We start from the raw sequence: 22,754 nt of genomic DNA, 5'->3' as shown, positions 1-22,754 counted from the left end.
CCACGGTGTGGCACGCGTAGCTGTCGATCTGATCGGGGAGGGCCTTCCACCGGAGGACCTCCTCGATGAACTTGCGACGGCGCTCGATCTTGATCCGCGGCTGACGTTGACCGTGGTGGCGCCCACGGCCAGTGTCGAGTCCGCGCTCGCGGCGAGTGGCGTCCTCTCCGGTGGGCGATGCCAGCTGGTCAACGCGGCGCGCGGGGTCGCGGCAGGTCCGGAGGCGTTGAGCGAGGTTCGGGCGCGGCGTGACTCCGGCGTACGGGTGGCGGCGCGGCTGGTGCGGGACGGGCAGGCTGACGCGATGGTGTCGGTCGCTCCGTTGGAGGCCGTGCTGGCCGCGGCGAGGTTCACGCTCGGCCTGGTCCCGGGCGCGACCCGAACCGCCGCCGCGGTCATCCTCGGTTCCGTGAGCTCTCCCGTGGTCCTGTGCGACGCGGGCGGCTCGGTGGACGTGACCGCCGACGAGCTTGCCCAGTTCGCCCTGTCGGGCACCCGGTACGCGACAGCCTGCCACGGAGTCGTCCGTCCGCGGGTCGGTCTGCTGTCGGCGCGCCCGGCGTTGCAGGACCAGCTCCGGCGCTCCGCGGGTGATCTGCTCTCCTCGCTCGGGCTGCACTTCGTCGGGCCGGTCACCGCCGACAGGCTGCGCACCGGGGCCGGTGTGGACGTCGTCGTGACCGACGGCTTCACCGGCGATGTCGTGCTTGCCGCGCTGGGACGGAGTGCCGCGTCGACATGGGTCGGGTCGGACCCGGCTTCACCACCGGCGGTCGGTTCGGAACTTCAGGGGGGAATGATCGTGCTGGGAGTGGACGGTACAGCCGTCCAGGTGGGCAGGCCGTGCGCGGCCGGCCCCGGGCGGGCGGGCGATCTGTCCGCGGCGGTGGGTGCGGCGGCCGGCGCGGTGCGTGCCGGGCTCGCCGGATCGGTTCGTGATGCCATGGCGACGTTGGTCGAGCGGCGCCGGGAGCTGGCAGGGCTGTCCCGATGAGCCGGGTGCAGTCGGTTCCGCCGCCGCGGGACGGGCTGGTCGAGGCGCTGCAGGTCGACGTCGATCCCGAGCTGCTGGATCGGGCGCTGACGCACCGGTCGTACGCCTATGAGAACGGTGGCCTGCCTACCAACGAGCGGCTGGAGTTCCTCGGCGACGCGGTGCTCGGCCTGATCGTGACGGCCGCGCTCTTCCGCCGCCACCCCGACCTCCCGGAGGGCCAGCTCGCCAAGCAGCGCGCCTCGGTGGTCAACATGCGGGCGCTCGCCGATGTGGCGCGGCGCATCGGACCGACCGGCATCGGGCCATATCTGCTGCTTGGCCGGGGCGAGGAGGCCACCGGTGGGCGTGACAAGCCGAGCATCCTCGCGGACACGCTGGAAGCGGTGATCGGCGCCGTCTACCTCTCCAACAGCCTTGACGTGGCTTCCGGCTTCGTCCATCGACTCTTCGACCCGCTGCTGGACGAGGCTGCCGGCCGCGGCGCCGGGCTGGACTGGAAGACGTCGCTGCAGGAACAGACGGCGCTGCTGGGTCTCGGCCCGCCGGACTATGTGGTCACCGAGGCCGGCCCTGATCACGCCAAGCGGTTCACGGCCTTCGCGCGGGTCGCCGGCGAGGTGTTGGGCGAGGGCGAGGGCGGCAGCAAGAAGGAGGCCGAGCAGCGTGCCGCAGCGACGGCCTTCGCGATGCTGGAGAAGCGCGCCACCGCCGCGGATGACGGCGAGCCGCAACAGGACAAAGCAGACGGGGCGGCCACGGAAGGTGCCGCAGTGGGCGGTGCCGCTGTGGGCGGTGCCGCTGTGGAGGGTGCTACCGGCCGCGACCCGGCGGCCGGTGCGGGCGACGCAGGATGATCCGGTTTCGCCGAGTTCGCCGATGATCCGCTGTGCCTGAGCTGCCCGAGGTCGAGGTCGTCCGGCGCGGCCTGGAGCGAGGCGTGGTCGGCCGCGTGATCGACGGCGTGGAGGTCTATCACCCACGGGCGGTTCGCCGCCATGCCGCCGGCCCCGATGACTTCGCCGCGGTCCTGCTAGGGCGGACCGTGACCACCGCGTGCCGGCGGGGAAAGTATCTGTGGCTCGGTCTTTCTCCGCAGGGCGCCGAAGCTGCCGGGCCCGAGGCCATCGAGGCAGCGGCTGCTGGGGCAGGGGCAGAGGCAGCGGCTGTCGGGGTGGGCGAGTCACTGCTGGGGCATCTCGGCATGAGCGGGCAGCTTCTTGTGGTCCCGTCGGACAGCCCGGACCAGGTTCACCTGCGGGTCCGGTTTCGCTTCGGTGACGGCGGGCGCGAGCTCCGCTTCGTCGACCAACGGACGTTCGGTGGCCTGGCGGTGGTCTCCGGCGCGGACCTGCCGACCTCGATCGCGCACATCGCACCCGACCCGCTTGCCGCCGACTTCGACGTCGAGCGCTTCGTCGACGCGCTTCGTCGGCGCCGCACCGGTCTCAAGCGTGCGCTTCTCGACCAGACGCTGATCAGCGGCGTCGGCAACATCTACGCGGACGAGGCACTGTGGGCGGCCCGCCTGCACTACGCGCGCCCCACCGAGACGGTCTCCCGCGCCGAGGCGCACCGGCTGCTGGAGGCCGTCCGTACGGTGATGACGGCAGCTCTGGCCGCGGGGGGAACCTCCTTCGACCGGCTGTATGTCTCCACCGAGGGCGTGAGCGGTCTGTTCGAGCGCTCCCTGGAGGTCTACGGCCGCGAGGGCGAGCAGTGCTCGCGCTGCGCCGCGCCCATCCGCCGCGAGGCGTTCATGAACCGCTCCAGCTACACCTGCCCGGTGTGCCAGCCGCGTCCGCGCCGAGCTCGGTGGTAGGATTTCGAACACACATTCGATCAACGACGGTGTGTTCGCGGTAGGTGTGGGCCGACGTGAACATAGCCCGACTCGCGATCGTCGGCCCGACGTGAACGTGGCCCGATATGAGCGGGTGCCGTTCGGGAGATATATTGATCAAGAAGGCGTGTTGATCAAATAGTTGCAGGTTCGATCCGAATCAGCCTCGTCCATGGCCGTGACCGGGAGCTGACGACGACAAGGTCGTGCCCGGTTCGGCGAGGTCTCACAGACGTGTTCTCCTCCGGCTGTATCCAGGCCGGAGCAGGACCATGGACGGAGGCGCCATGAACCCCGATGCTCTGCTCGGCCGGGTGCGCAAGCTGCTGGCGATGGCGGAGGCCGAAGGCCTGCCTGAGGCGGCTCGGGAGAACTACAACGCCAAGGCCGCGGAACTCATCGCCCAGTACGGGATCGACCGTGCCCTCGTCGAGGACGGTGCCCCGGCGGGCGCCGTCGCGGGCGATGTCGTGATGAGCGTGGACGCGCCCTACGCGCGGGACAAGATCTCGCTGTTGGCCAGTGTGGCGGACCCGCTGGGCTGCCGCCTTGTGCACAGGACGGTGCCTGCGCCGAGCGGCGTCGGCGGGACCGTGCACACCGCGCACCTGTTCGGGATGGCGGCGGATATCGAACGCGTCCAGATGCTGTACACGTCGTTGCTCGTGCAGCAGGCGCACGGTCTCGCGGCGGCGCGGCCGCCGGTGTGGGAAGATCCGCGAGCTTTCCGGCGGTCCTGGATGGCCGGCTTCTCGGTCGCGGTGCGTGATCGGCTCGCGCTCGTGGAGGAGGCGGCACGCAGGAGGGCTGAGAACGAGGGCAGAACAACCGCGGCCGACGGAGCGGGAGAACAGCGGTCGGTCGCAGTCGTGCTGGCCAGCCGGGAGGGGCTCGTCGAGGCGCATCTCGCCCGCGTCTATCCGCGGCTGCGCACGACGCGTACGCGCCAGCTCTCAGGATCCGGTGGCAGGGACGGCTACCAGGCCGGCCAGCGGGCGGATCTGGGGGAAGGCCGGCGGGTGCCGACGCAGGAACGACCGGAGATCGGCTGAGCTGCTCGGGCGGTACCCGCGAGCGAACCAGCCGATCGCGGTGGATCCGATGTTCGGTGGATCTGGTGTGAAGTAGCTCTTGGTGCGAAGTAGCTCTGTCGGCGTGGCCGCGGCGGCCACGCCGATCCAGGCCCCACTACAACTTGCCGCCGGGGAGGTTGGGTACCGCGGTCTGGGTCGGACGCTCGCCGCGGGGCGGAGCGTAGCCCGGGCCGATGACGGTTTCGGACGGTACCGGGACCGGCGTGACACTCCGGATGCCCTCGGTGCTGGCATGCGGAACCGGGATCACTCCTCCGTCCTGGGAGAAGTTCTGCCCACAGCCGGAGAGCAGGAGTGCGGTACCCATCGAACAGACGGCGGCCACGCACGCGAGCGACCGGCGACGGCCTGATCGCCCAGGCGTGCGCACATGGTCACCAATGGTGGTGCCGTTCGACGGCGTCCCCTGCCCCGGCCCCACGCGAACGGTGGCCTCGGTGCCCCTGTTGAGCTGCGCGCTCTCGATGTACATGGTGTCCACAATGGCTAGTACCCTACCGCTCCGATGAACGAGATTCGCGCGACGAACGGCGCCTCCAGCAGGGACGTGGTCCGCCTCACCGCCCGGGTCGAAGGTCTGGTTCAGGGTGTGGGGTTCCGTGACTATGTCCGTACCAAAGGGCGACGTCTCGGACTTGCCGGGTCTGCGACGAATTTGCCCGACGGTGCGGTCGCGGTGATCGCCGAAGGAGACCGGGCTGCCTGTGAGTCGCTCCTCGACCTACTTGTGACCGGGCACACACCGGGTCGAACCGACCGTGTCGAGCACGTGTGGAGTGAGGCACGTGGTGGATTGGCGGGCTTCCTTCGGCGTTGATGCGCGGCGCCGTCGATTGAACAAGCGAGCAATCCGCGGCGACGTCCGTGCGAACGGAGTCGAACTTCACAGAGAAGCCCGCGTTGACGGAAGTGTGTTTTTGCCCAACGAGACCATGTGATCACGGCGCGTCGGTCGATCATTGATGCGCCTGGTTGGCGCGCACGCGGCGACTTTCCCTGCGTCCATGGATGATCGTGGCTGGTGACGGGCCCGATCGTGGCAGCCCGTCGGCGCGGAACAAGCCGCGTGTCACCGGCGCCACATGCCGAACCGTGGACGAACCTGCTGCATCTGGTCCCGCCATGTGTCCCGTCGGGTGTTCGCGGGCGAGGATTTTCTGATGTTCGTGGGACCGCACGTGGGCCTTGTGGCATGCTCTTGACTTTCGGTGGCCTGACGTGGGATTCTTAGGTCATTCTCTGGGGCGCACTCTGATCGTTCTGATCTCGTCGCTCCCACACATCCCGCTAGGTCACTCATCGTGGAGGACCATCACCATGGCGAAGGCCCTATTCGGCCACGTCGGTACTGGCAGCGACATGCGTCTCTCGTACGAGGTACGCCGTCTTCGCGCCCGGGTAGCGGAGCTCGAGGCTGAGCTCGCACGCGTACGGGCAGTGAACGAGGCGCTCGTCGACGGGGTTGACGTACCCGCTGACGTCCGGGCACTCGAGGTCGAGCCCGCGCTCACCTGAGCCGAGCTCACAAGTAGTTCCACATCCGGGCACTTCGGGTGCCCCACATACCGGGTTGAGCGCGGTGAGGGTCCCTGACCTCCTTGCCGGGCGGGCTCCCTCATGCCCTGGTGCGCACCCTTTTGGGTGAGTGCTGCGCTTGAAGGGGCTGTGCCTGGCTCGGGGTGGGTTCTCGCGCGTCCTCGTGTTGCCCTGTATGTGGTGTTCTGAGGTGTATTAGGCAGGTGTTGGTCGAGGCGGGGTGCGGTTCGCCCTGCCATCGGCAGGCCCGTTGCCCGCCTGGCAGGCGCGCTGTCCTGGTGCCTGACGCGTGCTGTCGGACGCGTGGCGTGGCACGGGCGTCGCATCCGGTGGGCAGGTCGCCGGATGACAGTCCTTGCGCGGGGGCGCCGCGTCGAGGCTCCGGGTGCCGCTCGGTACGATAAGCAGGTCCAACCTGGAATGATCTTGTTGTTGGACTGATCTTGTCGTGGACCGGTGGACCATCGGTCCGGTAACGGTTTTTCGTTCCGTCCGCCGCCCGGAGCCCGGTGCATCTAAAAAGTCTCACCCTGCGGGGTTTCAAGTCGTTCGCGAGCTCGACCACCTTGCACCTCGAGCCCGGCATCACCTGTGTCGTCGGCCCCAACGGCTCGGGTAAGAGCAACGTGGTCGACGCGATCGCCTGGGTGCTGGGCGAGCAGGGCGCCAAGGCGCTGCGCGGCGGCACGATGTCCGACGTCATCTTCGCCGGAACGCCGGCGCGCCCGGCTCTGGGCCGGGCCGAGGTGCTACTGACCATCGACAACACCGACGGCGCGTTGCCGATCGAGTATTCCGAGGTCACCGTCGGGCGGCTGATGTTCCGCAGCGGCGAGAGCGAATACACCATCAACGGTACGGCCTGCCGCCTTCTGGACATCCAGGAGCTGATGAGTGACTCCGGCATCGGCCGGGAGCTTCATGTCGTCGTCGGGCAGGGCCAGCTGGACGCCGTCCTCCATGCCCGCCCCGAGGATCGCCGGTCGTTCATCGAGGAAGCCGCGGGCGTCCTCAAACACCGCAAACGCAAGGAAAAGGCGCTTCGCAAGCTCGAGGCGATGGCCGCCAACCTCACCCGTCTCACGGACCTGTCCGCCGAGCTGCGGCGGCAGCTCGGCCCGCTGGGCCGCCAGGCGGAGATCGCCCGCAAGGCCGGCGTGATCCAGGCGAGCCTGCGGGACGCGCGGCTGCGCCTGCTCGCCGACGACCTCGCCACGGCTCGGGCGTCCGTCGTCACCGACGCGGCGGACGAGGAGGCACTGCGAGCCAGGGTGGCCCGCACCGAGCGAGTGCTCGCCGACGGGCAGCGCCGAGAGGCGGAGCTGGAGGCTCGCCTCGCCGAAGTGGTTCCCCAGGCGGCCCAGGCGGCCGAGACCTGGTACGGCCTCGCCTCCGTCCGGGAGCGGTTGCGGGGGAGCAGATCCCTCGCTGCCGAGCGGTCACGGCTGCTCGGCGCCGCGGAGGAAAGCCGCAGCGGTCGCGATCCGGACGAGTTGGAGCAGGAGGCGACGGCGGTCCGGGAGCAGGAGCTCGCGCTGACGGAGCGGCTGGAGCTGGACCGCGAGACTCTGGAAGAGGTTGTGGCCCGTCGCGGCTCTCTTGAGGAGCAGGTGGCGAACGAGGAGAAGGCACTTCTCGCGGCTGCGAAGGCCGCGTCGGACCACCGGGAGGGGCTCGCCCGACTCGCCGGCCGGGTGGACGCGGCCCGGTCGCGCGCCGCGTCCGCCGAGGCCGACATCATCCGGATGACCGAGGCCCTGCAGGCGGCCCACGCGCGGGACGAGGAGACGGCCGGGTCCCGGGCGGCGCTCGACACCGAGCTGGCCCGGATCGAGACCGCACGCCAGGAGCTCGGGGAACGGCACAGCGAGGCGGTCGCCGTACACGAGGCCGCCAGCGAACGCCTGGAGGCGTTGCGGGACGCCGAACGGGCAGCGGAGCGCGATCGTGCCTCCTGGCAGGCACGTCGGGAGGCGCTGGAGCTTTCGCTCGCGCCGGCTGACGGCGCCACCGCGCTGCTGCGCGCCGCGGTCGAGTCCACGTCCGGGTCGGCGGCGTCGCCGCCGCCGTCGCTGTCGTCGCTGCCATCGCCGCCGACAGGGGAGCCGGCGGCTTCTGTGGGCGCGTCGGCGGACGGCAACCGAGGCGGGCGTGGCGGTGGGAAGAAGCGCCAGGGCCGCTCCGGGCGTCGCGGCGAGGCCGAGGCCGAAATCGTCGTCGAGCTCCCGCCGCTCGACTCGTCCATCGAGATCATCGGACGTCTCGCCAGCTTTGTGACCGTCGCACCGGGTGCTCAGGCGGCGATCGCGGCCGCCCTCGGGCCGGTGGCGGACGCGTTGCTCGTGGGGACGTCCGAGGACGCGCTCGCCGCGCTGCGCTGGTTGCGCGGTGCCGACGCCGGCCGCGCCGCTCTGGTCGCGGCGGATTCAGCGGATGTAGCGAGTTCAGCGGACGCAGTGCGCGGGGCGGATGCGGCGGACACAGCGGACCTGGGGCGCGGACCGGGTGTTGCCGAGCCGCTGCCGGCCGGCTCGCTGCCGGCGCTGGAGCTGGTCACGGTCACGGATCCGCGTTTCGACGCCGCGGTGCGGGAACTTCTCGCCGACGCGGTCGTCGCGGACGATCTGGACGTCGCCGCCCAGGTGCTCGCCGGTCGTCCGCGCGCGACGGTCGTCACCAGGGACGGTGACGTCGCGGGGCGGCGGTCGGCGGTGGGCGGCAGCGCCACGCCGCCTTCGGTCCTCGAGGTCCAGACCGCCGCGGACGAGGCGGACCGCGGGTCCCTCGAGGCGCTGGCCCGTCGGGAAGCCGCCCGTGAGGAGCTCGGCCCGGCCCGGGCGGAGGTGGAGCGGGCTCGGGGCGCGATCGACGCGGTGCTCGCCGAGCGGCACGGGGCCGATGCCCGTCATCGCGCGCTTTCGGAGCACCTCGCCCAGATCGAGCGGACCCGCGGCACGGCGGCCGGCGAGATCAGCCGGCTGGAACGTTCCAGGCTCGCGGCGGAGGCCGCCCGAGACCAGGCCTACGGCGCCCTGACGGAGCTGGAGGCGCAGCTCGCGGCGAGCTCCGCCGAACCGGACGTCGGTGAGCGCTCGCCGCAGCAGCGCGACCGCCTGGTCGCCGAGACCTCCGCCGTTCGTGCGGCCGAGGTCGAGGCCCGGCTGGCCGTGCGTACCAGTGAGGAGCGCGCGCGTGGCCTGCACGGCCGGGCGGACGCACTCATGCGGTCGGCGGCGAACGAGCGGGCGGCGCGGGCGGCTGCCGCTCGCCGCCGAGAGGTACGTGAACGCCACGCCGCGGCGGCGGCCGCCCTCGCCGCGGCCGCGGACACCGCGCTGGACGCGCTGGAGCGATCGCTGGCCACCGCCGCCACGGAGCGGGAGACCGCCGAGGCCGCCCGGCGCGAGACCGAGGAGGCCCTGGGCACTGTCCGGGAGCAGGTGCGCGGCTGGGCCACCGAGCTGACGGGCCTGCGTGACGCCGCTCACCGCGAGGAGCTGGCCCGAGCGGAGAAGCGCCTGCGGGTGGAGACGCTGGAGGCCAAGGCCCTGGAGGAACACGGCGTCGAGGCCGACGACCTGGTCGCCGAGTTCGGCCCGGACGTGCCGGTGCCTCCGGACGAGCCCGATGGCGAGGCGACGCCGTTCGACCGCGCGCAGCAGGTCGAGCGGGCGACGCGGGCGGAGAAGCAGCTCACCCGACTGGGGAAGATCAACCCGTTGGCGCTGGAGGAGTTCGCCGCGCTGCAGGAACGCGCCGCGTTCCTGTCCACCCAGCTGGAAGACCTGAAGAGCACACGACGTGACCTGCTGCTCGTGGTGGACGAGGTGGACGCCCGCGTCCGCGAGGTGTTCGCCACCGCGTTCGCCGACACGGCGCGGGAGTTCGAGATCGTCTTCGCGACACTGTTCCCGGGGGGTGACGGCCGGCTTGTCCTGACCGATCCGGACGACATGCTGACGACCGGTATCGAGGTCGAGGCCCGACCGCCCGGCAAGAAGGTCAAGCGGCTGTCCCTGCTCTCGGGCGGTGAGCGGTCACTGACCGCGCTCGCGTTGCTGCTGGCCATCTTCCGGGCGCGGCCGTCGCCGTTCTACGTCCTGGACGAGGTCGAGGCCGCGCTGGACGACCGCAATCTCGGCCGGCTGCTCAACGCCATCGAGGGCCTGCGGGAGAAGTCCCAGTTGATCATCATCACGCACCAGAAGCGGACGATGGAGATCGCGGACGCGCTCTACGGTGTGGCGATGCGCGGCGACGGCATCACGACCGTGATCAGTCAGCGGCTGCGCGCCCGCGCCTCAGCCTGACCTGCCGCTCCGGCCGGGCTCGGCACGTTCGGCGCTGCCATCAACGCCACCGGCGCTGCCCGTCACCAGCGCCGCCATCAACGCCATCGGCGGCGCCCGTCACCAGCGCCACCACCGGCGTCGGTGCCCGAAACCCCACGGTCTGGCCACCCCGTTCGCCATAGCGCCGGGGGTGGACGGGCGATGGTCGCGCCGCGATCTGTAAGGATCGTGGCGTGGAGCTGGTCATCCTCATCGTCCTCATCGCCGTCGCCCTGGTGGGGGTCGTTGGTCTCGTCGCAGGTAGCGCGCTTCGGGGGCGCACCCGGCGGGGCCCGATCCGACCGGGCCCGGACTCGAGCGGCCTCGACGCGGGCGCCGCGTCGCCCGGTTCCGTCACCGAAGTCGCACCCGGCGCCTCGCCGGGCCTCGCTGCGGGCGCACCGCCTGCGGTGGCTCGTCCAGGCGGTCCCGAACCCGCGGCTGAGCCGGCGGAACGTGCCGGTCAGGCCGGAGTGCCGGGCGGGGCGACCGAGCCGGCGGAGGAGATCGCTCCGGCCGCCGGCGGGGCGGTGACGGCGGAGCCCGAGATTGTTTCTCCGCGTGCCCCGTTGGAGGTGCCGGCTCCCGCGATGGGCCGGATCGTCCGGCTGCGCGCCCGACTGGCTCGCTCCCAGAACGCGCTCGGCCGCGGCCTGCTCGCGCTGCTCTCGGGCGACAACCTGGACGAGGAGGCCTGGGAGGACGTCGAGTCGACGCTGCTCGTCGCGGACGTCGGGGTGGCCGCCACGGCGGAGATGGTGGACGCGCTGCGGGAACGGACGAAGGTGCTCGGCGCTCGCACGGCGGCCGACGCGCGCGCGATGTTGCGCGACGAGCTGCTCGCCCAGGTGGGCACGAGCATGGACCGGTCGCTTCGCACCAGTGCGCCGGACCGGCCGGCCATCCTGCTCGTGGTGGGTGTCAACGGCACCGGCAAGACCACGACCTGCGGCAAGATCGCCCGTCTGCTCGTGGCGGAGGGCCGATCCGTCGTGCTCGGCGCGGCGGACACCTTCCGGGCGGCGGCGGCGGACCAGCTGGAGACCTGGGGCGGTCGGGTGGGCGCGACGACCGTGCGTGGCCCGGAGGGCGGTGACCCGGCGTCCGTCGCGTTCGACGCGGTGAAGCGCGGGATCGATGACGGCGCCGACACGGTGCTCGTCGACACCGCCGGTCGGCTGCACACGAAGGTCGGCCTGATGGACGAGCTCTCCAAGATCAAAAGAGTGGTGGTCAAGCAGAGCCCGGTCGACGAGGTCCTGCTGGTGCTGGACTCCACCACCGGTCAGAACGCCCTCACCCAGGCGCGGGTCTTCACCGAGGCCGTCGACATCACCGGTGTGGTTCTCACCAAGATGGACGGGACGGCCAAGGGGGGCATCGTCATCGCGGTGCAGCGGGAGCTGGGTGTGCCGGTCAAGCTGATCGGGCTCGGCGAGGGCCCGGACGATCTCGCGCCGTTCGAGGCCGAGGCGTTCGTCGACGCACTGCTGGGCGAGCCGGCCTGACCTGACGGCTCGCCGGCGGACCCGTCGTCCTCGGACGCCCTGCCGGTGGACGTCCTGCCGGTTGGACCTGCTGCCGGTGGATGTGTTGCCGGTGGACGCAGGGACCACATTCTTGGTTGTCGCCGGCCTTCCCAGCGGCCAGTCGCAGCTCTACGCTTTCCGCGTGTGCGGATCCGTCGGGATCCGCGGACTGCCGCGCCCAGTCTCGACCAGGAGCGCCTCGGTCGTCACCGAGCGTCCGCCAGGAGTTTCGGTCGGGCTTTGAGCCTCCGGCGAGGTGTCTCGCCCTCCTCAGCGCAGAGGGCGGAGCCGGCCGGCCTCGTGCCGGGTTCCGTGCGGGCACGCCTCGCCGGGCTGGGCCGGCCTGGTGGGCCGGCCCAGGCTCGGCTGGGCAGGGCCGGCGTCCACATCGGCGTCGACTGTCGTCCCGACCCCCGCTTCCGGATCAGCGAGTGATGCGTACGCTGGTGGCTGCGGTTCGTCTGCGATCTCGGAGTGTGTGCGCGTGTTCGACACCCTTTCCAGCCGCCTCGACAAGGTCTTCACGTCGCTGCGGGGCAGGGGGCGGCTGACCGACGCCGACATCGACGCCACCGCCCGAGAGATCCGGGTGGCGCTGCTGGAGGCCGATGTCGCCCTCCCCGTGGTCCGCGGTTTCGTCGCGGCCGTCAAGGAGCGGGCGCGCGGCGCCGAGGTGAGCGCGTCGCTCAACCCGGCGCAGCAGGTCATCAAGATTGTCAACGAGGAGCTCATCGCCATCCTCGGTGGCGGCACCACCACGGTGCGTTTCGCGAAGACGCCGCCCACCGTGATCCTGCTCGCGGGTCTGCAGGGCACCGGTAAGACGACCCTCGCCGGCAAGCTCGGCCGGTGGCTGAAGGCCCAGGGGCACACCCCGCTGCTCGTGGCCGCCGACCTGCAGCGCCCGAACGCGGTGAACCAGCTCCAGGTCGTCGGAGGCCGGGCCGGGGTCGAGGTGTTCGCGCCCGAGCCGGGCAACGGTGTGGGTGACCCGGTCCGGGTCGCGCGGGATGCGCTCGCCCACGCCCGCCGCCACGTCTTCGACGTGGTGGTCGTCGACACCGCCGGCCGGCTCGGTGTCGACGAGGAGATGATGCGCCAGGCCGCCGACATCCGGGACGCGGTCTCGCCGGACGAGATCCTTTTCGTGCTCGACGCCATGATCGGTCAGGACGCGGTCTCCACCGCCCAGGCGTTCGCCGACGGCGTCGGTTTCTCCGGTGTCGTCCTGACCAAGCTTGACGGCGACGCCCGTGGTGGCGCCGCGCTGTCGGTGGCCCGGGTGACCGGCGCGCCGATCATGTTCGCCTCCACCGGCGAGTCCCTCGAGGACTTCGACGTCTTCCACCCCGAGCGGATGGCGTCGCGCATCCTCGGCATGGGTGACGTGCTCACGCTCATCGAGCAGGCCGAGAAGGCGTTCGAGGTCGAGCAGGCCGAGGCGATGGCCGTGAAGATGGCCACCGCCGAGTTCACCCTCGAGGACTTCCTCGAGCAGATGCTGACCGTGCGCAAGATGGGCCCGATCGGCAACCTGCTCGGCATGCTTCCCGGCATGGGGCAGATCAAGGATCAGCTCGCCCAGGTGGACGATCGCGACCTGGACCGGGTGGTCGCGATCATCCGCTCCATGACCCCGGCCGAGCGGCGCGACCCGAAGATCCTGCAGGCGTCCCGGAAGGCCCGTGTCGCGCGTGGCTCCGGAGTCACCGTCACCGAGGTCAACCAGCTGTTGGACCGTTTCGGTGAGGCCCGCAAGATGATGAAGCAGATGGCCGGCGGGTCCGGGTTGATTCCCGGCCTGGGCCGGGGGAAGGCCGCGCAGGCCCGCAAGGCGCCGAAGAAGGGCAAAGGCGCGCGCCGCAGCGGAAACCCGGCGGCCCGGGCCGCGCAGTCGCAGGATCGCAAGACCGGGCAGGACGGGCCGCCCGCGCTCGGTCCGGGCATGGCCCCGGGGCCCGAGGGCATGCCGGACCTCTCGGCTCTGATTCAGCAGAGCGGCCTCGGCGGCAACGGTTCTGGCGGCAAGGGGACCCCGCCGCGGCGCCCCCGTTCAGGCCGCTGACACCGATCGGGGCGCGGTGGCCGGGGTCGATCGGGAACGCTCCCGACTCCCCGGGCGCGGTCCCGGCAGGTGATCTGGCAGACTGTAAGGTCATACCGGCGTTGCCTGCCGGCGTCGGCGTGGCCGCCATCGGGCGTGTTCCCCGGAGTTCTGGGGGAGTGCCAGGGTGGTCTGTCGTCGGCGGTGTTCTCCCGCCATCGGGGTGTCACGGGTGCCCGTGTAGCTCTGGTGGTCATCGATATGTCTGGAGCCGTTCGACCACCGTGGCAACAAAGATCAAACTTCAGCGCCTCGGCAAGATGCGCGAGCCGCACTACCGCATCGTCGTCGCCGACGCCCGTACCAAGCGGGACGGCCGGGTCATCGAGGCCATCGGGCAGTACCACCCCAAGTCGGACCCGAGCATCATCAAGGTCGACGCGGAGCGCGTCGGCCACTGGCTCTCGGTCGGCGCGCAGCCGACGGAGCCGGTGCTGGCGATCCTCAAGGTGACTGGCGACTGGCAGAAGTTCAAGGGCCTGCCGGCGCCTCCGCCGATGAGGTTCCCGGCGCCGAAGGCCGACAAGCGCGAGGTCTTCCAGGAGGCTGCCCGTGCGGCCGCCGACGCGGCGGACAAGCCGGCGACGACCCCGAAGAAGGCGAAGAAGTCGGCTGCCGCCGACGACGCCGAGACGGCGTCCGCAGAGCCGGTCGCGGGGCAGTAGGTGCTCGAGGCGGCTCTCGAACACCTCGTCCGCGGCATCGTCGACTATCCCGACGATGTGCGGGTCGATCTGTCGAGTAACCGGCGCGGCCGGACGCTGGAGGTGCGGGTGCATCCCGACGACCTCGGCAAGGTGATCGGTCGCCGTGGCCGGACAGCCCGGGCGCTGCGTACCGTGATGGGCGGTGTGGGCGGTCGCGGTCTGCGTATCGACGTTGTCGACGTGGACCGGTGATGTCCGTCTCCTCCGTTCACGGGCGCGCCGCAACCTCTCATGGGTGAGCCCGTCATTGTCGGGCGGGTCGGGCGTCCGCATGGTGTTCGCGGTGATGTCACCATCGACGTCCGGACGGACCTGCCCGAGCGGCGTTTCGCGCCCGGGTCCGTGCTGGGCCGTCAGGTCGCGGGTGACTCGGCGACGGCGGCGGGTGTCCCCGCCGCCACGGGTGACTCCGGCACGGGTAACGGCAGCACGGGTACGGGCGCGACCTCGCCGCTCGGCGCGATGGCGACGTCCACTCAGCCGATGCTGCGGGTCGTGACCTCCCGGTGGCATTCCGGCCGGTTGCTGGTCCGGTTCGACGGTGTGGGCGACCGCAACGCCGCGGAGGCGTTGCGGGGCACCCTGCTGACCATCGACTCCGACGAGTCCGGGTCACCGGCGGAACCCGACGACGACGATGACGGCGACCTGTGGTGGGACCGTGATCTCGTCGGCCTGCGGGCGCAGACGCCCACGGGCGAGCCGCTCGGCGACGTGATCGACGTGATCCATTCACCGGCCGGGGAGATGCTGGCGATCAGCAGGGCCGGCGGGGGAGAGCACCTCATCCCCTTCGTCCGGGAGATCGTCCCGACGGTTGACCTGGAGGCAGGCCACATCGTCGTCGACCCGCCACCTGGCCTGCTCGACCTCGACTGATCCGCCGCCGAGGTGGGGCGGATCACCGTCGCGCCAACGGCACCTGATCCGACGGCCGACGGCACCTTCTCCGACGAAGGCGGACGGATGCGCATCGACGTCCTGACGATCTTCCCGGACTACCTGCGTCCGCTGGAGCTCGCTCTGGTCGGGCGTGCGGCCGCCCGGGATCTGGTCGACATCCACACCCATGACCTGCGGCAATGGACTCATGACGTCCATCGGACGGTCGACGACGCTCCCTATGGCGGCGGGCCGGGCATGGTCATGCGCCCAGAGCCATGGGATGCGGCGCTGCGGGCCGTCAGTGGTGGTGATCCCACCCGCCGTCCTCGCGTGGTGGTTCCGACGCCTGCGGGCGTCCCGTTCACCCAGCGCTATGCGGCCGAACTCGCGGAGCAGGACTGGCTGGTCTTCTGCTGCGGCCGGTACGAGGGCATCGACGGCCGGGTGGTCGAGGCCTGGGCCGACGACGAGATCTCCATCGGCGACTACGTTCTCGCCGGCGGGGAGGCCGCCACGCTCGTGATCGTCGAGGCGGTGACGAGGCTGCTTCCCGGTGTTGTCGGCAACGTCGAGTCCATCACCGACGACTCCTTCGCGCATGGCCTGCTTGAGGGTGCGGTATACACCCGTCCGCCGGTCTGGCGGGAGCGTGAGGTGCCCGCGATCCTCCGCTCCGGTGATCATGCGGCCATCGCCCGGTGGCGCCGGGACGAGGCTCTGCTGCGTACCCGGCGCAGACGTCCTGAGCTGCTCGAACGGATCGAACTGTCCGCGGCTGACCGGGCGGTCCTGGCGAACGCGCCGAATGCGCGGAGTGCCCCGCCGAACGGCGGCGACGGTCTCGAGGGCAGCACGGCGTGACGGCGTGACGCGCGCAGGTGACGGATCCGGCCTGGCGGGGGCGGCGCGGGTGGCCTGGACAGGGCCTGCCGACCGGACACCTCGCTCGTGTGGCACAGTAGGATGCGGTGTCCGCTGGTTCCTGACCGACGGTGTCACGCAACACTGACCCGTCACCCGCCGGCCTGGTTGAACTGACCTGGTCGGTCCGTGACGTTGTCGGTTGGTGGCCTTGTCGGTCTGCCGATCCGGCGCACCCGGTCGGCCCGCCGATCCGGCGTAACCGCTGTTCTGCCGCTTCGCCGTCCTGGCGCATGCTTCGTCCGGCCACGTGCCGGTGTGATGCCGTGTGACCGGGAGGTCGGAAGGCCGCAGCGAAACGCTGGTCGTGGCCGGCGGACCGTTTCATGCATTTGCCTGTGACAACCCTGAGGAAAGCGACTGCCATGCACACCCTGGACAGCCTCGACGCCGAGTCGCGCAGGACGGACGTGCCGGAGTTCTGGCCGGGCGACACGCTGAAGGTCCACGTGCGCGTGGTCGAGGGTAACCGCCAGCGCATCCAGGTCTTCCAGGGCGTGGTGATCCGTCGCCAGGGCGGCGGTGTCCGGGAGACGTTCACCGTTCGCAAGGTGAGCTTCGGCGTTGGCGTCGAGCGGACCTTTCCGCTCCACAGCCCCATCGTCTCGCGCATCGAGGTCGTGACGCGCGGTGACGTCCGCCGGGCGAAGCTCTACTACCTTCGCCAGCTTCGTGGCAAGGCCGCGAAGATCAAGGAGAAGCGCGAGCCGGTCGGCCGCTGAAGCTCCCGGTGAACCGTCGCCAGAGGCCTTCCGGTTGGTGGGTATCTGGCGACTGGCCGGTCACCAAACCACTCCACCGCGCGGGCGGTGCATCAGGATGGTCAGGTCGTGGGCTGATCCGGTCGATTGCGGTCCGGTCAGACCGCGGCCTTGGCGGGCCTCTGCCTGTCCGATGACGAATGACGGCCGACCTGGCGAGGTGGCGCAGTGAGTGGATCCGACCGCGGCACACCCGAACCGTTCGACGGTTCGGGTGAAGGCGATCCGGCGTCTGCCGGTCCTGGGCCGCACGGTGACGCCCCGGGTCCCGCGGTTTCTGGCATGGATCCGGGCGTGACGGGTTCGCGTCCGGATCACGCCGCCGCCGGGCTTGGTTCCGGTGCCGATGACGGGTCCGCGCGACCCGTCGGCGCCGTCAACTCCGTCGATGTGGATCCCGCCGAGCCGGTCAAGGACCCCGCTGAGCTGGTCAAGCCCTTTGAGCCGGTCGTGGCCGGCGTCAACGCGGGCATCGGCGGCGGCGTGCTGGGAGCCGCGTACGAGGCGGAGACGAGCGCTTCGTCCGGGCCCGAGGAGCGCGGGCGTGACGAACACGGGAGCGGGGCCTCGCCGGCCACCGGCCGGCGGGTCGCTCGGCCGGACACCGGCCGGGACCGCGGGCGGGGCTCGTTCCTACGTGAGCTCCCGATCCTGGTACTCGTCGCCTTCCTGCTCGCGCTGCTGATCAAGACCGTCTTCGTGCAGGCGTTCTGGATTCCGTCCGAGTCGATGGAACGGACGCTGCTCATCGACGACCGCGTGCTGGTGAACAAGGTCATCTACCACTTCCAGGACGTGCACCGCGGCGAGATCGTGGTGTTCAACGGTGAGGGCACCGGCTTCGAGCGGGAGTCGGTCGTCAGCGAGCCCGGCAGCGGGCTGAGCCGGTTCGTCCGGAACGTTCAGGAGCTGCTGGGCCTCGGCGCCCCCAGCGAGAAGGACTTCATCAAACGTGTGATCGGAGTCGGTGGGGACGTCGTCGCCTGCTGCGATGACGCCGGGCGCGTGACGGTGAACGGCAAGGCCCTCGACGAGCCCTACGTCTACGAGAACGATTTCCAGGAGTTCGGTCCGATCACGGTTCCGGACGGAGACCTGTGGCTGATGGGTGACCACAGGTCCCGGTCATCGGACTCGCGACAGAACGGTCCGGTGCCGCAGGACAAGGTGATTGGCCGCGCGTTTGTGCGGGTCTGGCCACTCGGGCGCTTCGGCATCCTTTCGGTGCCGGACACCTTCTCCGGGGTGCCGTCGGCCAGCGCCGCGAATCGCGGCAACGCGGAGCACGAGCCGGTCGCGTCCGGGGCGGGCCTGCCGGGGTCGGCGGACGCGCTCCTGGCGCCGGTGGCGGCCTTGGCGCTCGTGGTCCCTGGCCGTCGGCGTCGTCGTGCCGGGCTGGGACGGCCCGGGCGGTCCGGACGGGCGGTTGGTCTGTGGCCGAGGTCCGCGCGTGCGCGCCGGGGGATTGTCCGGTCGCGCGTGCGACGCGCTGACCGTCGGCCTGACGTGGGTGGTTCGCCCTGATCCCCATGGATGTGCGTGGCACGACGGTCCGTAGCGACGCCGGCCTTTTCGGCTACGAGAGGGCGCTGACCCGCTGCGGCCTCGGACCGGTGGCGGGTGTGGACGAAGCAGGCCGGGGCGCCTGCGCGGGGCCGCTGGTGGTCGCCGCGGTGATCCTGCACCCAGGTCGGACCCGCCGGCTCGCACGTCTCAACGACTCGAAGCTGCTCACCGAGCGCGTCCGCGAGGAGGTCTACGCGGACGTGCTGGCCAGCGCCGCGGCGGTGGCGACCGTCGTCGTTCCCGCCGCGGACATCGACCAAATCGGCGTGCACGTCGCCAACATCATGGGCATGCGTCGGGCTGTCGCACGCCTCGGTGTCTCGCCGGGCTATGTGCTGACGGACGGGTTCGCGGTAGAGGGATTCGGGGTGGAGTCGCTGGCAGTGATCAAGGGAGACCGGGCTGTCGGGTGCATCGCCGCGGCGTCCGTCGTGGCCAAGGTGACCAGGGACCGGATCATGCGTTGTCTGCACGAGCAGTACGCCGAGTACGATTTCGCGCAGCACAAGGGCTACGTCACCGCGGCGCACACCGCCGCGTTGGCGCGGTACGGGCCGTGCGCCGAGCACCGCCTGTCATATGTCAACGTCGCCGCCCAGGCGGGGCTGGCGGGGAAAACAAGATTGCTGCGGCTGGAGGAAAGAGTTGCTATGACCAGCCTGCGTGGCGCCACGGAGAGCGCATGAGCGCGGAGGATCTCGAAAAGTACGAGACCGAGATGGAACTCCAGCTTTACCGCGAGTACCGCGACGTGGTGGGGCTGTTCTCGTATGTGATCGAGACCGAGCGGCGGTTCTATCTGGCGAACGACTATCAGATCGAGATCCGTAACAGCTCGGACGGCGAGGTCTTCTTCGAGCTCACGCTGCGGGACGCCTGGGTGTGGGACATGTTCCGGCCCGCTCGTTTCGTGAAGAACGTTCGAGTTGTCACGTTCAAGGACATCAATGTCGAGGAACTGACCAAGGCCGAGCTCTGAGCGCCAGGTCCTGAGCGCTGGATTCCTCGGTCCGTCCGGCGTGTCCGGTATGTCCGGCGCGGCGGGGTCACCTGAGACGTGGAGGGGTGCCGGTCCGCCGGTTGCCCGGTGGCGCGCCGTACATCGTTGCCGCTCTGTGGATGAAAGCTGGTTATCCACAGGGAGCCGATTGAAGCGTCTCCGCGGGGCGAGAGCGCGGAACCTGATCTCACCGGAGGGCGTGCGACCCCCGGTGAGACGGAGCCTCGGATGCGGGTCAGTCAGCGGTTCGGCCGGTTCGGCGAGGATGTCGCGGCCGAGCATCTGTGCGCCGAGGGCGCGGAGATCCTCGCCCGCAACTGGCGGTGTCGTGAGGGCGAGATCGATATCGTCGCGCGCCACGGCGACATTCTTGTCTTCTGCGAGGTCAAGGCACGTAGCGGGTCAGGCTACGGAAGCGGCGCCGCCGCGGTCGTCGGTCGCAAGGCCGCCCGTATCCGGCGCCTTGCCGTCCGCTGGCTCGCCGAACATCCCCATCCCCCCGCCGTGGTGCGATTCGATGTTCTCGAGGTCTATCGGGAACAGCAGGGGCCGGTCCGGGTCGAGCACCGCCGGGGAGCCTTCTGATGGCTCTCGCCCGCTCCCTGGCCGTCGCGGTGGTCGGTATCGAAGGGCGCCTCGTGGAGGTCGAGGCCGATCTGGGGCGCGGCCTGCCGGGCTTCACGCTGATCGGCCTTCCGGACGCGGCCCTGCACGAGGCGCGGGACAGGGTGCGAGCCGCGGTGGTGAACTCCCGCGAGCACTGGCCGGATCAGAAGATCACAGTTGGGCTGTTCCCGGCGACCCTTCCAAAGTCCGGCAGCGGATTCGATCTCGCGATGGCCGCTGCCATTCTGGGCGCGGCCGGGGCCGTGCCCTCGGGCGCACTGGCGAGCCGCATCCTGATCGGGGAACTCGCGCTCGACGGCAGGCTCCGCCCGGTGCGAGGCGTACTCCCCGCCGTTCTGGCCGCCGTTGAGGCAGGCCTGGAGCGGATTGTTGTGCCCGTCGCGAACGCCGCGGAGGCCTCGCTGGTTCCCGATGCCGTCATCGAGCCCATGCACGACCTCGCAGGTGTGTTGGCGCTGCTGCGTGGCCGGCCGACGGCTGTGCTCCTCCCGGCAGGCGCCGCGCAGCCGGTCGATCCGGGGGAGCCGGCCGATCCAGGGGAGACGATGCCCGATCTGGCGGACGTCGCGGGGCAGGTCCGAGGACGGCTGGCAGTGGAGGTGGCCGCCGCGGGTGGTCATCACCTGTTCATGCTGGGGCCGCCCGGCTCCGGCAAGTCGATGCTGGCGGAGCGGCTGCCGGGCCTGTTGCCCGCGCTGGACTTCAGGGCAGCGCTGGAGGTCACGGCCGTGCATTCGGTGGCGGGCGTTCTACCGGTCGGCCGGCCGCTCGTCACCCGGCCACCGTTTCGGAACCCGCATCACTCGGCCACCCCCGCCGCGCTCATCGGCTCCGGCTCCCCGGCCATCCGCCCGGGTCTCGCCAGCCAGGCCCACCACGGGGTGCTCTTTCTCGATGAAAGCCCGGAATTCGGGCGTAGCAGTCTCGATGCTCTGCGCCAGCCGTTGGAGAGCGGCCTGATCGAGGTCGCGAGAGCCCGGGCCACCACCCGCTTCCCGGCGCGCTTCCTGCTGGTCCTGGCGGCGAACCCGTGCCCCTGTTCACGTGCCCGCGGCCCGCGGGACGCCCGTTGCGACTGCCCGAGCACGGTTCGTCGGCGTTACCTGGCGCGGTTGTCAGGCCCACTGCTGGACCGGATCGACATTCAGGTCCAGCTGAACTCGCCGAGCCGGGCGGAGCTGAAAGCGGACCGAGGGCACGCGAGCTCCTCCAGGACGATCGCGGAGCGAGTGGCACGCGCACGTTCCGCGATGGAGAAGAGGTTCGCCGGCACGCCGTGGCGCCGTAACTCCGACGTGCCCGGGCCCGCCTGGCGACATCGGTGGCCGTTGCTCCCGGAGGCGACCCGCCTCGCGGACCGTGCGTTCGACCGTGGGCTGCTCACGGCACGTGGGCTGGACCGGGTGTTCCGCGTCGCCTGGACGATCGCGGACCTGGCGGAGGTTGAACGGCCTGGCGCTGCCGAGGTCGGCCTCGCCCTCGATCTGCGGCTGCCGGGGTGGTCGGCATGAGCAGGCCGTCGGATCACCTGTCAGGGCCGTCTCCGGTGGCGCCGGTGGCGGGTGGTGAAGTCGACGCGCGTCGACTTGCGCGCGTCGGCCTCAGCCGGATCGCCGCTCCGGCCCGGGCGTCACTGCGCGAGCAGTTGCAGGCGGTCGGCGAGGTGGCCCTGTGGGAGCGGCTCAGGGCGCAGCATCCTGGTGTCGATCCGCGGCAGGATATCGAGGCCGCGGAGCGGGTCGGAGCTCGCCCACTGTGCCCGGGCGATCCGGACTGGCCGGCTGGGCTCGACGTCCTCGACCGGATCGGTGGCGACAAGAGTGGCGACGACGGGATGCCCCTCGTGCTCTGGGCTCGGGGAACGGCTGGCCTCGCCGACATCACCCGGCGGGCGGTGGCGGTCGTCGGCTGTCGCGCGGCCACGGACTATGGCCTTCACCAGGCCCAGGAACTCGGCTTCGGGCTCGCTGAACGCGGCTGGACCATCGTGTCCGGAGCTGCGTTCGGCGTCGACGCGGCCGCGCATCGCGGTGCGCTCGCCGCCGGGGGATCGACGATCGCGGTCCTGGCGGGTGGCGTCGACGTGCCCTACCCGGCTGCCCACGCCGACCTGCTTGACGAGATCGCGGCCTCCGGTCTGGTACTCAGCGAGACTCCCCCGGGGAGCCCGCCCTACCGGCGCCGATTCCTGACCCGGAACAGGATCATCGCGGCGCTTGGTGCGGGCACGGTACTCGTGGAGGCGGGTGTGCGCAGCGGCGCACTGAACACGGTCCGTCATGCCCGCCGCCTCGGCCGCACCGTGATGGCGGTCCCAGGGCCGGTCACCAGCGCGATGAGTGCTGGCTGCCACCGGTTGCTGCGTGATCAGCGCGAAGAGACGGCGCTGGTCACCTGCGCGGGCGAGGTCTGTGAGGAGATCGGCGAGATCGGTGAGCTGGCGCCCCGACCGAGCGGCCCGACGCGAGCCCGTGACGGCCTAGCGGACCTCGTCCTGCAGCTGCTGGACGTGATGCCAGCCCGTTCGGCCATCGGAGTGGCGGCACTTGCCCGCCGGGTCGACTGTCCTCCCGGAACGGTGCTGGCACTGCTCGGGCCGCTGGCCGTGGAGGGTCTGGTCGAGGCGACCCCGGCGGGCTACCGGCTGACGGCGCTGGGAAGATCATCCTCTCAGGCGGGTGGTGGCAGGGCTGCCCGCAAATCGTGAACGGCTGCCTGGCGGCTGGGGCTCTCGGGTCCTGCCCGGCAGCAGCTCGAAGCTGGCCGTCGAGTAGCCGGCAGGCTGTGGAGCCGCTCGATCAGTCAGGGGATATGAGCTCGGCGGCCGTGTGGATGCCGTCGGCCAGATCGCCGAGC

The 22,754-nt window shown here is 71.0% G+C and carries 22 protein-coding genes; 21 read left to right on the top strand and 1 reads right to left on the bottom strand.

Going from position 1 to position 22,754, the window contains the following annotated elements; translation table 11 throughout:
- Positions 1-7: 7 nt before the first annotated feature.
- The 4 genes from ACG83_RS05630 (at position 8) to ACG83_RS05615 (ending at position 3,889) form a co-directional block, all read left to right on the top strand.
- Entirely contained in the window at positions 8-994 is a 987-nt protein-coding gene (locus tag ACG83_RS05630; protein ID WP_054565008.1) for a phosphate acyltransferase, read from the top strand.
- The gene (rnc, locus tag ACG83_RS05625; protein ID WP_054565007.1) at positions 991-1,851 is read left to right on the top strand and encodes a ribonuclease III; all 861 of its coding nucleotides are present in this window, start codon (positions 991-993) and stop codon (positions 1,849-1,851) included. Before ACG83_RS05630 ends, rnc begins: the two co-directional genes overlap by 4 nt.
- Positions 1,852-1,883: 32 nt before the next feature.
- Positions 1,884-2,816 carry a bifunctional DNA-formamidopyrimidine glycosylase/DNA-(apurinic or apyrimidinic site) lyase gene (gene mutM, locus ACG83_RS05620; protein WP_054565006.1) on the top strand — a complete coding sequence of 311 codons (933 nt, stop codon included), beginning with the start codon at positions 1,884-1,886 and terminating at the stop codon, positions 2,814-2,816.
- A 308-nt stretch (positions 2,817-3,124) separates the two neighbouring features.
- A complete protein-coding gene (locus ACG83_RS05615) occupies positions 3,125-3,889 on the top strand; it encodes a DUF2786 domain-containing protein (RefSeq protein WP_054565448.1) in 765 nt (254 codons plus the stop codon).
- Positions 3,890-4,025: 136 nt separating this feature from the next.
- Here the strand turns inward: ACG83_RS05615 and ACG83_RS05610 are convergent, their stop codons facing one another.
- Entirely contained in the window at positions 4,026-4,403 is a 378-nt protein-coding gene (locus tag ACG83_RS05610) for a hypothetical protein (protein WP_054565005.1), read from the bottom strand.
- Positions 4,404-4,436: 33 nt separating this feature from the next.
- Between ACG83_RS05610 and ACG83_RS42010 the strand changes: the two genes are divergently transcribed.
- The 17 genes from ACG83_RS42010 to dprA all read left to right on the top strand — a co-directional run bounded on the left by ACG83_RS42010 (position 4,437) and on the right by dprA (position 22,605).
- A complete protein-coding gene (locus tag ACG83_RS42010) occupies positions 4,437-4,748 on the top strand; it encodes an acylphosphatase (protein ID WP_076826810.1) in 312 nt (103 codons plus the stop codon).
- A gap of 500 nt (positions 4,749-5,248) precedes the next feature.
- Positions 5,249-5,446, top strand: coding sequence for a hypothetical protein (locus ACG83_RS05605; RefSeq protein ID WP_054565004.1), 198 nt, complete (start codon positions 5,249-5,251; stop codon positions 5,444-5,446).
- A gap of 530 nt (positions 5,447-5,976) precedes the next feature.
- Positions 5,977-9,777, top strand: a complete 3,801-nt coding sequence (locus ACG83_RS05600; RefSeq protein WP_054565003.1) for an AAA family ATPase — start codon at positions 5,977-5,979, stop codon at positions 9,775-9,777.
- Positions 9,778-9,992: 215 nt separating this feature from the next.
- Complete coding sequence (gene ftsY / locus ACG83_RS05595; protein WP_054565002.1) at positions 9,993-11,306, top strand: signal recognition particle-docking protein FtsY; 1,314 nt, start codon at positions 9,993-9,995, stop codon at positions 11,304-11,306.
- A gap of 321 nt (positions 11,307-11,627) precedes the next feature.
- Positions 11,628-11,762 (top strand): hypothetical protein, encoded by a 135-nt coding sequence (locus ACG83_RS47560; RefSeq protein WP_255354688.1) that lies wholly within the window; start codon positions 11,628-11,630, stop codon positions 11,760-11,762.
- A 49-nt stretch (positions 11,763-11,811) separates the two neighbouring features.
- Positions 11,812-13,392, top strand: coding sequence for a signal recognition particle protein (gene ffh / locus ACG83_RS05590; protein ID WP_054565447.1), 1,581 nt, complete (start codon positions 11,812-11,814; stop codon positions 13,390-13,392).
- 263 nt (positions 13,393-13,655) lie between these two features.
- Positions 13,656-14,096: a 30S ribosomal protein S16 gene (rpsP, locus tag ACG83_RS05585; RefSeq protein ID WP_054565001.1), complete on the top strand. Its 441-nt coding sequence runs from the start codon at positions 13,656-13,658 to the stop codon at positions 14,094-14,096.
- Entirely contained in the window at positions 14,097-14,330 is a 234-nt protein-coding gene (locus ACG83_RS05580; RefSeq protein WP_006544182.1) for an RNA-binding protein, read from the top strand.
- Positions 14,331-14,369: 39 nt separating this feature from the next.
- Positions 14,370-15,017, top strand: a complete 648-nt coding sequence (rimM, locus tag ACG83_RS05575; protein WP_054565000.1) for a ribosome maturation factor RimM — start codon at positions 14,370-14,372, stop codon at positions 15,015-15,017.
- Positions 15,018-15,104: 87 nt separating this feature from the next.
- Positions 15,105-15,884, top strand: a complete 780-nt coding sequence (gene trmD / locus ACG83_RS05570; protein ID WP_054565446.1) for a tRNA (guanosine(37)-N1)-methyltransferase TrmD — start codon at positions 15,105-15,107, stop codon at positions 15,882-15,884.
- A gap of 425 nt (positions 15,885-16,309) precedes the next feature.
- Positions 16,310-16,666, top strand: a complete 357-nt coding sequence (gene rplS, locus ACG83_RS05565; RefSeq protein ID WP_018640599.1) for a 50S ribosomal protein L19 — start codon at positions 16,310-16,312, stop codon at positions 16,664-16,666.
- A 207-nt stretch (positions 16,667-16,873) separates the two neighbouring features.
- The gene (gene lepB / locus ACG83_RS05560; protein WP_054564999.1) at positions 16,874-18,229 is read left to right on the top strand and encodes a signal peptidase I; all 1,356 of its coding nucleotides are present in this window, start codon (positions 16,874-16,876) and stop codon (positions 18,227-18,229) included.
- 5 nt (positions 18,230-18,234) lie between these two features.
- On the top strand, positions 18,235-18,957 hold the full coding sequence (locus tag ACG83_RS05555) for a ribonuclease HII (RefSeq protein WP_054564998.1): 723 nt from the start codon (positions 18,235-18,237) through the stop codon (positions 18,955-18,957).
- On the top strand, positions 18,954-19,250 hold the full coding sequence (locus ACG83_RS05550; protein ID WP_006544176.1) for a DUF2469 domain-containing protein: 297 nt from the start codon (positions 18,954-18,956) through the stop codon (positions 19,248-19,250). Before ACG83_RS05555 ends, ACG83_RS05550 begins: the two co-directional genes overlap by 4 nt.
- Positions 19,251-19,499: 249 nt before the next feature.
- Positions 19,500-19,856 carry a YraN family protein gene (locus ACG83_RS05545; RefSeq protein WP_054564997.1) on the top strand — a complete coding sequence of 119 codons (357 nt, stop codon included), beginning with the start codon at positions 19,500-19,502 and terminating at the stop codon, positions 19,854-19,856.
- A complete protein-coding gene (locus ACG83_RS05540; RefSeq protein WP_054564996.1) occupies positions 19,856-21,409 on the top strand; it encodes a YifB family Mg chelatase-like AAA ATPase in 1,554 nt (517 codons plus the stop codon). Before ACG83_RS05545 ends, ACG83_RS05540 begins: the two co-directional genes overlap by 1 nt.
- On the top strand, positions 21,406-22,605 hold the full coding sequence (dprA, locus tag ACG83_RS05535; protein ID WP_054565445.1) for a DNA-processing protein DprA: 1,200 nt from the start codon (positions 21,406-21,408) through the stop codon (positions 22,603-22,605). The genes ACG83_RS05540 and dprA overlap by 4 nt, the downstream gene beginning before the upstream one ends.
- Positions 22,606-22,754 lie beyond the last annotated feature (149 nt).

Source organism: Frankia sp. R43, assembly GCF_001306465.1.
Lineage (GTDB): Bacteria > Actinomycetota > Actinomycetes > Frankiales > Frankiaceae > Parafrankia > Parafrankia irregularis.
This window is presented reverse-complemented; position numbering and strand designations above follow the sequence as displayed.